14 protein-coding genes, 1 other RNA gene and 2 riboswitches are annotated in these 10569 nt (G+C 28.8%); of the genes, 2 read left to right on the plus strand and 13 right to left on the minus strand.

The genetic code is table 11. From position 1 onward, the window contains the following. Positions 1 to 156: 156 nt before the first annotated feature. Positions 157 to 239, plus strand: a riboswitch (cyclic di-GMP riboswitch). Positions 240 to 302: 63 nt separating this feature from the next. Continuing rightward, on the plus strand, positions 303 to 995 hold the full coding sequence (locus ACRC03_RS09020) for a YveK family protein (protein ID WP_438652237.1): 693 nt from the start codon (positions 303 to 305) through the stop codon (positions 993 to 995). 9 nt (positions 996 to 1004) lie between these two features. Continuing rightward, complete coding sequence (locus ACRC03_RS09025; protein WP_438652238.1) at positions 1005 to 1325, plus strand: tyrosine-protein kinase family protein; 321 nt, start codon at positions 1005 to 1007, stop codon at positions 1323 to 1325. A gap of 17 nt (positions 1326 to 1342) precedes the next feature. Here ACRC03_RS09025 and ACRC03_RS09030 read toward each other — a convergent pair whose 3' ends face one another. The 13 genes from ACRC03_RS09030 to ACRC03_RS09090 form a co-directional block, all read right to left on the minus strand. Then, positions 1343 to 1522 (minus strand): hypothetical protein, encoded by a 180-nt coding sequence (locus ACRC03_RS09030; RefSeq protein ID WP_438652239.1) that lies wholly within the window; start codon positions 1520 to 1522, stop codon positions 1343 to 1345. Positions 1523 to 1638: 116 nt separating this feature from the next. Then, positions 1639 to 1979, minus strand: an RNA gene (gene rnpB / locus ACRC03_RS09035) — RNase P RNA component class A. A gap of 93 nt (positions 1980 to 2072) precedes the next feature. Beyond that, positions 2073 to 2564, minus strand: a complete 492-nt coding sequence (locus tag ACRC03_RS09040) for a signal peptidase I (RefSeq protein WP_438652240.1) — start codon at positions 2562 to 2564, stop codon at positions 2073 to 2075. Next, a complete protein-coding gene (locus ACRC03_RS09045) occupies positions 2554 to 3084 on the minus strand; it encodes a hypothetical protein (protein ID WP_438652241.1) in 531 nt (176 codons plus the stop codon). Before ACRC03_RS09045 ends, ACRC03_RS09040 begins: the two co-directional genes overlap by 11 nt. Continuing rightward, on the minus strand, positions 3068 to 3679 hold the full coding sequence (locus ACRC03_RS09050; RefSeq protein WP_438652242.1) for a TasA family protein: 612 nt from the start codon (positions 3677 to 3679) through the stop codon (positions 3068 to 3070). Before ACRC03_RS09050 ends, ACRC03_RS09045 begins: the two co-directional genes overlap by 17 nt. A 50-nt stretch (positions 3680 to 3729) precedes the next feature. Next, the gene (locus tag ACRC03_RS09055) at positions 3730 to 4269 is read right to left on the minus strand and encodes a hypothetical protein (RefSeq protein ID WP_438652243.1); all 540 of its coding nucleotides are present in this window, start codon (positions 4267 to 4269) and stop codon (positions 3730 to 3732) included. Positions 4270 to 4563: 294 nt separating this feature from the next. Further along, complete coding sequence (locus ACRC03_RS09060) at positions 4564 to 5184, minus strand: response regulator transcription factor (protein WP_438652244.1); 621 nt, start codon at positions 5182 to 5184, stop codon at positions 4564 to 4566. A 63-nt stretch (positions 5185 to 5247) separates the two neighbouring features. Further along, positions 5248 to 5331, minus strand: a riboswitch (cyclic di-GMP riboswitch). 261 nt (positions 5332 to 5592) lie between these two features. Next, a complete protein-coding gene (locus tag ACRC03_RS09065) occupies positions 5593 to 6207 on the minus strand; it encodes a response regulator transcription factor (RefSeq protein WP_438652245.1) in 615 nt (204 codons plus the stop codon). Positions 6208 to 6290: 83 nt separating this feature from the next. Continuing rightward, complete coding sequence (locus tag ACRC03_RS09070) at positions 6291 to 6854, minus strand: class D sortase (protein WP_438652246.1); 564 nt, start codon at positions 6852 to 6854, stop codon at positions 6291 to 6293. Positions 6855 to 6865: 11 nt separating this feature from the next. Then, the gene (locus ACRC03_RS09075; protein WP_438652247.1) at positions 6866 to 7372 is read right to left on the minus strand and encodes a signal peptidase I; all 507 of its coding nucleotides are present in this window, start codon (positions 7370 to 7372) and stop codon (positions 6866 to 6868) included. Positions 7373 to 7424: 52 nt separating this feature from the next. After that, on the minus strand, positions 7425 to 8720 hold the full coding sequence (locus ACRC03_RS09080; protein ID WP_438652248.1) for a TasA family protein: 1296 nt from the start codon (positions 8718 to 8720) through the stop codon (positions 7425 to 7427). After that, positions 8713 to 9423, minus strand: coding sequence for a hypothetical protein (locus ACRC03_RS09085; protein ID WP_438652249.1), 711 nt, complete (start codon positions 9421 to 9423; stop codon positions 8713 to 8715). Before ACRC03_RS09085 ends, ACRC03_RS09080 begins: the two co-directional genes overlap by 8 nt. A gap of 70 nt (positions 9424 to 9493) precedes the next feature. Further along, positions 9494 to 10072 carry a hypothetical protein gene (locus ACRC03_RS09090; RefSeq protein ID WP_438652250.1) on the minus strand — a complete coding sequence of 193 codons (579 nt, stop codon included), beginning with the start codon at positions 10070 to 10072 and terminating at the stop codon, positions 9494 to 9496. Positions 10073 to 10569 lie beyond the last annotated feature (497 nt).

Here is a 10569-nt window from a genome sequence, read left to right on the forward strand (position 1 = left end):
AATAAGATGATTAAGGTATAAACTAAAAAAGTATATACTTTTAGTTTATAATTGATTATTTTGTTTTTTTAATGATATTAAAAGTATTTTTAGTATCGTCAGAAAATTATATTGTAATTCACTTTGACTGAATAGTTACCATAAATTTTAATATAAAAATACTATAAAGCTGTGAAATATGTCTTATCTCTGGGCACCTGAGACATATGGAGCTAGTGGTGCAACCGGCTATAGTTTTCTGTATAAAATCAGAAGGTTATAGCTATTTTTTGTCTAAAATATTAATGAAATGGGAGATGAACATGGAAGACACAACGGAAGACACAATTGATTTAATGGAGTATTTTGCAATTATAAAAAAGAGGTTTTGGATAATTGCACTAATGACAATTATAGCCTCAGTTGTAAGTGGAGTCATAAGTTTTTTCGTATTAAAACCTATATACGAAGCAAAAACTACGCTTATTGTAAACACAGAAAAAACACAAGATTCACAATTGGTAACAGGAGATCAATTCATGGTAACTCAAAAATTAGCAGTTACTTATGGGGAAATAATAAAATCTAGAACAGTATTACAATCTGTAATAAGAAATCTAAGTTTAGATGAGACCTATGAAGAATTGATATCAAAAATATCTGTATCAGCAGTTAAAGACACTCAAATAATTAGTATAATCATCCATGATACAAATCCCAATAAAGCTAGAGACATAGCTAATCAAATTCCAACAGTCTTCACATCAGAAGTAAAAAGAATAACTAATGCAAATAAGGTGGAAGTGATAGATAGAGCCATAACACCAGAAGTACCTGTAAAACCTAATAAAACTATGAATGTTGCAATATCAGCAGTACTTGGTGTAATGCTAGGACTATTCATAGTATTTTTATTAGAATATTTAGACAACAAAATCAAGACACTACAAGACATAGAAAAACACTTAGGACTACCAATATTAGGAGTAATACCTAATGAAAATTTGGTGAAATAGGAGGATATGATGAAAAAACTTATAAGTATACAAAATCCAAAATTCCCTATTTCAGAAGCCTACAAGGCTATTAGAACTAATATTGAGTTTTCTATTTTAGACAAGAATGTGCTTATACTAGATGGCGATTTAAGGAATCCTAGCGTACATAGAATGTTTGGAATAAGTAATATAAAAGGACTTACAGATATACTAGTAAGCGGAAAAGATTTCTTAGAATGTGTGCATGCAACAGAAGTAACAAATTTACATGTGCTAACGTATGGACCAATACCTCCTAACCCATCAGAAATGCTTTCATCTAAAAAAATGAAAGACTTTGTAAAATGAATAAAACAATATTATGATTATATATTTATTGATGCTCCACCTATAGGCATAGTAACAGATGCAGGTATTATATCTACATATACAGATGGATGTATATTTGTAGTAGGGTCAAAAGAATCAGATATAGGTCTTGTTAAGCTATCAAAGGAAAGATTAGAAAGTATTGGTGCCAATATTATAGGCACTATATTAAACAAATTTGAAGCTAATGGTAGTGATTATGGATATTATAGCTATTACTATAAAGATAGTGAGAAAGGTAGAAGAAGTAAAAGAAAATAAAAAACACTAGGTTATCCTAGTGTTAGTCAAAATAATAAGCAAGTCTATAAGCGGAGTTCTGTATTAGACAATCATCTTTCTAGGCTTATTGTCACCAATAAGCTCAAGCGACCTACCAACCGGAGGATGCGAGCAACATCCTTTTTATCCTATCTTGGTCTTGCTGCAGGTGGGGTTTACACGGCTTCGCTAGTCACCTAGCGAACGGTGAGCTCTTACCTCACCTTTTCATCCTTACCACATAAGTGGCGGTTCTTTTCTGTTGCACTTTCCTTAAGATCACTCTCACTAGGCGTTACCTAGCACCCTGCTCTGCGCAGCTCCGACTTTCCTCGCGTAGCTAATGCTACCCGCGATTGTCTGGCTTACTTAGTATTTAATTGACAAGTTATATATTAACATAAATTAATCTCTATGTCAAAATCCAATTTTTTTATTATTATCCATTTTATCTCTTAATGCTTTTTAGTTTTCATCTTTCGCGTAATAAATCACTAATCCTGCTAGTATAAACATTTCTATCGCTATCACTTTAGGATTTGATAAGAATTTAATTATGTATCCGACTTTAGGTATATGAAATAATACTTTTCCTATTATATTTTCTTCTTTTAATACATTATCATCTATTACATCGTTATTGTCACCTTTAGTAAGGTATCCTGTGCTATTTTTTTCTACTATTCTATGAGTTATTATTTGATTTTCTACTGTATTGTAGAAAGTTACAATATCACCTTTATCAATATTAGTTCTATTTTTATTTAATATTATTATTACGTCTCCTGGGTCGAACTTCGGTTCCATACTTCCAGATAGCACGGTGTAGGTCCTAAATCCCATTATGTTAAAGGCTGTATTTGACTTTGATGATATAAAGTTTAATATTAAAAGTACGCATACTAACACGAATAAACAATTTATAGTTTTTGATATGATTGTTTTTTTATTTTTCATCATATTCTCCCTTACTATTAAAAGGTTTATTACTAATCATTACTACTGCATTACCATTTGCTAATAAATCATTTCTTTTTATCCATATAGTTTTTCGGCTACTTTCTTCGTAATTTTTATCCATCATAACTATGTCAAATGTATATTGTTTGTTGGGCAATAATAAATATTTTCCCTCGAGTACTATACTACTTCCTTCTTTGCTAATGACTGCATTCCTTAAATTATTATAATCTTCTTCCATCGGAAATATTATTTTAAATTCTACATCATTAGTGGAATATTCACCTGTTAGTTGATATATGATATTTAGCTTATGTTTAAACCCTTGAGTAGAGTTTCCTGTAAGACAGTATTCACCATCTTTAACAAAAAAATCCCCTTCTTTGTGATTATTTACTAGCTCAATTGCATTTTCTTGCTTACAAATATTGTAGAACCAACCATTACTCAGGCAAGTTGTACTAAATGTTAAAGCTATCCCTATTCCAGTAGCAATAAATCTATTTATATATTTCATTATTACTACCTCCACTTGTCTGGTTTACATTGATTTGTTCTGAATTTACTACGAGGTTGAACTTTATTTTGCTATCTTGGGTTAAAGTATAGTTTGCTGGAACTCTTAATTTAGAGGTATAAGTTATAGTATTTTTTACATCTAATACTTTATCTACTTTTACATATACACTTGGCAAATCAGCTAAGCTACAATTTTCAATCCTTTGGCTTGTACTTATGTTATACATTGGAACCTTATTATTTGTTTTATCATATAACTCATATATTATTTTGCCCTTGTCACTTACATTAGTTCCATTGTCTTGAAATGTTATATTTGTTATTCTTTGATTTAGGCTGCCTTCATTTTTTATATCAAATGTTTTCTCTATAGTGCTCTCTTCATTAAGCTCAACTTCAACTGTCGCTCCATCTCCAAACCCTATAGAAACACTTGTATTTAAGTCCCCCAATGCTACGGTTTGATTATTCTCTACTATATCAGTATCATAAAACCAAGCATAACTTCCTAACCCTCCAGATACTCCTATTGATAATGTTAGAGCTAAACCGCTGATAGTAGATTTTACCTTTTGATTTTTCATATTTCTCATATAATCACCTTGTGAGATACATATTTTATTTCATTTTATTATATAGCTTATTATTTTTGTGTATCTGCTTGCTTTGCATCTATGGTATAAGTTCCTACTATATTATCTAAATCTATAGTATGATTCGCCTGTTCACCTTTCATATTATACTTATCATCTACCATTGTAGAATCTAGAGTAAGAGTTATTGTTGCTATTTCATTATTTCCTGCACTTATCCTTTTTATGTTTCTGAAGTCTGTATCATCAACTATAAATCCATCTACACTAGTCCTATTTCCTGCTGTTATAATTATCTCTTGATTAAGTGAGCCAATATTTGATATTTTTATATCTTTAGCCAGTACATCTCCTGGTTGCAATTTATTATTAACTTCTGATATAGGTTGTCCTTCTATGTTTTTATCTCCTGCTGATTTTACATACCATTCTTTAGTCACTTCTGATTTTACATCTAAATCTCCTATGGTAATTGTAAATTTATTGGTTTCGGTCTCTTTATCAGTAAATAAACCTTTTGTACCTAATGCTCCTGCTCCTACAGATATCATTGCAGCTAGTGTAAATGCTATAGTTTTATTTTTTCTCATCCTTTCTTCCCCCATTTATAAATATTATCTTTATATTTCAAGTACTAGTCAACTTAAATTGCTAATACTATATATGATGTAAATATATACAGTATTAGCAATTTAAGTTGGATAGTCCCTAATCAATCCTTGACTATATAATATATTATTTTATTAACAGAGATGTCAATTATGGATTGGAAATAGCTTTTGATACAATTTTTATTCAGTCACCTTTGATAATCGATATTCTACAGGAGTCCTATAATCAAAGAATCCCTAAATACGTTTATAGTTATACCATAGTACATAACTTCAACTAGTATATAGGCTCTTACAGAAATTACTTTCTTTTGCGTATATTATTATATCTTTTCTGCTTCTAAAATCCAACTTGGCTAGTATGCTACTTATATGTTTTTTTACAGTGTACTCGGAAATGTATAGTTGATTAGATATTTCTTTATTACTAAGACCTTCAGATACCTGTTCTAGAACTTCTAATTCTCTATTGGTTAATTCTTCAATATCCATCTTCACATTATCGCTTAGTACAACATTTACTAAGTCTGCATCGTAGTATTTCTTTCCCCTTAATACAGTACTTACTTTATATATAAATTCATCTTTGTCAGACATGTCGAGTATGTATCCTTCAATGCCTGCTTTTATTAGTTTTTTAAATATTTCTTGTTTTTTTATTAGATCTAATGCTATTATTTTTATATTTTTATATTCCATTTTTAAACTTAATAATTCCTCAATGCATTCATCATTTGTCTCTGCAATAATACAGTCTATCTCAAATAAATCCATATTGCTTAAACTTGTCACACTTTCTATTGATTGTATGTTGTAGTCCTTAAATTTTGAGCTAAATAAATTATATAATGCCTCTCTAAAAATAAACGAACCTGAAACTATTAAAATATTCATAAACCCTCCCCAAAAAATATAAATTTCAAGATAGTGGTTTTGAACAGAAACCGACTATCTATCATCAGAAAAAGTCGGTTGCACTACTAACTCCATATATCCCAAGTGCCCATATACAGGATATACTTCTTAGTTACTTTCTATTTATAAAAACTATGTCTTTGTATATTACTCTTGTCTACTATACTATATATAATACTATACATTGTTCTATTTTAGTGGTTAAAGCCTTCGTCATTTATACTGTATTTGTTCGAAATATTTCCAGTAATTCTCAATTTGTCTATATATTTTCACTAATTATACATATCTCTACATTATTTATATGTTTTTTTATGATATTTTTATATTATTATATATAATTTTTATCAATTATATATATTTTTATCTTATCGTATATAGTTTTGATTAGCTATGTATGTTTTTATCTTTAACGTATATAATTATATCCTGTCTATTCTTCAAGTTTAATTTATCAAGTATACTACTTATATGTTTTTTTACAGTATACTCGGTTATGTTTAGAGCTTTAGCTATTTCCCTATTACTTGACCCTTTTGATACTTCTATCATAGCTTCCTTTTCTCTATTAGTTAGATTAATGTGTGTTTTATCAAAATTCTTACTCAAGGCTTTTTGAATAGTTTGTCCATCATAAAATTTATTTCCTGATATTATTTTTTTTATAATATATACAAAATCTTCTTCACTTTCTAAATTAGTTATATATCCGTCTATACCTACTTTAATTGCTTTGGTGCAAACTATTTCATTTTTAGAATGATCTAATACGACTATTTTTAAATTACTATTTAATTGTTTTAGTTCTATAACCTTTTCTAAATCCTCTAATGTTTTGATACTTATTTCCATAAATATAATATCATAAGTATTTAAACTTTCTAATCCAATATCATTTATAGATTCTATTGATTTGACTTTGCTAGTTTTGAAGTTATTTATAAATAAACTAGATATAGCTTCCTTGATTATAAATGAGTCTGAAATAATTAATATTTTCATCTTTTATGCCTCCCCTTATCATTATATTTACTATTTTTTTAAACTATAGTGTATTATATCTGTGGGTCCTAAAAATACATGCCCTATTTAAGTTCTCCTTGTATTACTAGTCTGTGAGATCCTACATATTTAGGTGTGCATGTTATAAGTGTTATTATTTTTTTATTGTTCTTAGGGTTTAGCACCTCAACTTTTTCAGGGGGTACTACTTCTGTGCTAGTTACTCTATATGTAAAGGTACCTGTTTTTGTTACTACTTTTATTTCATCTTTTTCTTCCATTTTGTCTAGGTTACTAAAGAATTTGTTGCTGGTATAGGTTCTGTGTCCTGCTACTGCAAAATTTCCTACTCGGCCAGGCATTGCAGTATTTTTAAAATGACCTACTGCTGTTTTTAATGTAGTTTTGTCTGTGCCTTCTTGTATTGCTACTTTTAAGTTTATTTTTGGTATTTCTAGTATGCCTATTATGTCTTCTGGTAGTTGAGTTTTTGAATTGGTTTTGTCTTGTTGGTTTGAGTTTATTACTTTTTCGTATTTTTGTACTACTTGGTCGTTGGATTTTTTTGTAGTGTAATTTAGGTATGTTGGTACTGTTATTATGATTATTCCTATTATTATTAGTATTTTTCCTATTATTTTTTTCATACTTTTCCTCTTTATTCGTTTTTGCTATAGATGATTATGAATATTCCAAGTAATATCATTTCTACTGTGATTACCCATTTTTGTGATAGGAATTGTATTACAAATCCTGCTTTTGGTATGCTAAAGACTACTTTTCCTATTATGTCCTTTGATGTGATTATGTCTGAGTCTTGTACGTTGTTATTGTCTCCTTTTGTTATATATCCTTCATCTGTTTGTTCTATTATTCTATGTGTTATGACTACTCCTTCATCGTCTGTATATGTTACTACATCATTTACTTGTATATCTGTTTTGTTTGTGTGTTTTATTACTACTGTGTCTCCTGGATAAACTTCTGGTTCCATACTTCCTGATAGTACTGTGTATGTTCTGTATCCTATTATTTTAAATATTTTATCTGATTTTGTTGTTAACATATTTAGTACTAATATTGTTAATGTTATGGCTAGTATTGTATTCAGAATTGTTGATGGTTTTATTCTTTTTTTTCTTTTTACTTGGTTTTGAGATTGCATTTTTATTCCTCCTAAAATAAAAGTGGTAGCTTATTAAGTTACCACTTACTTTTTATACTTGCGTATCTATATTTATTGTTTCAATATCTTCTGTTTCTGGTTTATTTGATATTATGGCTTCTTCATCTTTTGGTGGTTCTACTATCTCTGGTTCACTTGGTGGTTCTACTATCTCTGGCTCACTTGGTTCTTCTTCTTTTGGTGGTTCTACTGTTTCTGGTTTATTTGGTTCTTCTTCTTTTGGTGGTTCTACTATTTCTGGTTTATTTGGTATTTCTACTTCTTCCTTTGGTGGCTCAACTATCTCTGGCTCACTTGATATATCTACTTTTCCAGATGATATAACTTCATAATATCCTTCTAATTCATAGTTATTTGCGTTCTTATACTTAATTCTAAATCTAAACTTAATTTCCTTATATGTTCCATCGTTCATACTGAATTTCAAATTTAATGTATTACTATCATCGAATTCAGTATTTGTTATATTAAAATTACCTGCAGGATTCTTTTGAATAAATACTATATTATCATTATCATGTTTAATCTCTATATTTTCTTTGAATTCACCCGTACCACCAATAACTTCTATTTTAGATATATCTTTATTATTTATTTCCTTTATGCCATTAATAAATATCTTTACAGTTTCCTCATCTGCTACTAATTGAACGTCTATATTTTTTTCTTGGGGTAATTCCGGTGTAGTTATTTGCTCAAATTGTAAAGAATTCTTTTGTATCGCTATATCACTAAATCCCCAATCTAAAATAATATTTTCATTATTTACCTGAGTAGCTATAACCTTTAAATCAAATGTTAATGCATTTTCCACAAAAGAATTAATTAAGTCTTTAGGCATATCTTTAGATATAGTTATATATGCTGTTGCAGTTAAGGTTTCAGTTGGATTTAGTACAACCAATGTCCCATTATCATATTTTAAATTTATATGATCACCATTTAATAATTCTTCTCCATTTATCGGTTGAATAGCCTCATTATTAAATACAATCTTATAATTTATATACTTTTCAATATCTTTGTTTATACCATCTAATTTCATACTTATATGTTGTTTTAGTGTACCATCATTGCTTATACTAAAAGTCTTATAAGCTTCATCATTTCTATTTAATTCGCTAATATTAAAACCTTCTGTTATATTCACATCTAATTCACCCATAGTTATAACTAAATCATTTTCTACAGTTTCCTTATCTGTAAACCAAGCATAAGTAGTCATAGTACTTCCACATCCTATAGATAATGTAAGAACTAAGCTAGTCATGACAGTTTTTATAAATTGTTTTCTCTTTCTTTCCTTAAGTCTTCTTAATCTACTCATTGTTCTTACCTCCTTTTTCCTCAGATGATTTTTTATTTAGTACTACTCCTGCACCTATTACTATAGTTCCTAGTGCTAATAAGCTAGCTGAGTTTATTAGTCCTCCTGTTTGTGGTAGCTTATCTGAACCATTTCCATCTGTTTCTCCATCTATATCAGTATCTGGATCTACTACTGGTGGTGTTGTATCATCTATTTTATATGCAACTCCTATACTAAATATATTTTCAAGAGCTTGTGCATCATTATTCATTTTTTCATCCATATCTATAGTCATATTTAATAATGCTTTTTCATTAGATTTTATATCTATTTCTTGTGATAATTTTATTCCTTTTTCAGATAATAAGTTATCTAATTCTTCTTCAAATAGTACTGTATTTTTATAAGTTAAAGTTACTTTACTATTTTTAGCTAGTTCTTTGAATTGTTTACTTTCTATATCTAGTCTTTGATTTGTTCTTAAGTCCTTTGATGATTTTAATTCCATGTATAATCTATCTATACTTATATTATTTTCTTTATTGTTTGTTATATAAAAATCATTTGATTCTATCTTTCCTGGATACCAAGTTCTATCTTCATGTGTAAATATATGGTCTATTAGTATCTTATTTTTGTCATCTGCAAATGTATTTGTTAATGTGGAAGATATGAAAGTTGCTATAATTAATGTTTTGAGCATTATTTTACTTAGCTTCATAATTACCTAATCATTCCTTTGTGCTAAAAAGCATCCTTAATATATTAAGAATGCTCTTTACATATTTTTATTATTTTTTATTTACTTGGTTAGCTTCTATAACAATTGGTGTCATTGCTTTTTCTAATATAAATTCCGTATTCTCACTTCCACTTCTTTTCTTACTATCCATTGCTTCTGAAACTTTTACTAATATCTGAAAACTAGTAGCTTCACCAGGTTTAAGTGTATAATTAGTTATACTACCTGATATAACTTCAAAATTATCACCATCTACATCGTCACCGCCACTAGTCTTTACTATTTGATTTAGAGTGCCTGTATTTTTTACATTTATTTCTTTTCTAAATACATCTCCTGGTCTAACATTAGTAAATGATTTATTAGCTCCATCTTCTTTTACTTCTACTTTACTAGTTCCTGGTGCTGCTTTATCATAAAATTGAGTATATTCACCGTCTATAGTTTTATATACCGGAACCCATTTCTCTTCTTCATCATTTGCATCTACCTCTATATCACCAGTAGTTATTACTAAATCATTATTTACTACTTCTTGATCTGTAAACCATGCTTTCGTTCCTGCAAATGTTCCCCCTATTAATAATCCTGCTGCCATTACAAATGCAATTGTTTTATTCTTTTTCATTATTTTCTCCCCCAATTTTATTTATCATTTATGTATACTTTGTTTGTCTTTATATATAATCTTATCTATTTTCTTTGAAAAAAAATATACCTCTAAGTTACCATTTTTCATACTCCTATAATCTAATATTAGTTTATTATCTTGTTCCTATTCCTGTATTACTCTCCTCTTATTCTTTACCTACTCCATTACATATCCACTTTATCACCTTCAAACTATACTTTGGTATAATATTCTTTATCTTGAAATTTACTGTTCGTCACTTCGTCAGTATGTCCCCTTGGTAAATTTTTGTACTTTCTGAGAATAAACATTTAATATAAATATAACAAAATAGCTATGTTTTAATATTCATATCCCTAATCGAGTAGGAAAAACTCGGGGTAATTAATCCCGAGTTCAGACCTCTCACAGAACCGTACGTGCGGGCCTCGCATACGGCTCCTGATAAATTTTAGTTGCTACATCTGTAGCAATACAAAGTATTAACTTTTACT

Origin of the sequence: Romboutsia sp. (genome assembly GCF_051659545.1) — a bacterium.
Taxonomy (GTDB): Bacteria; Bacillota; Clostridia; order Peptostreptococcales; family Peptostreptococcaceae; genus JBOFOR01.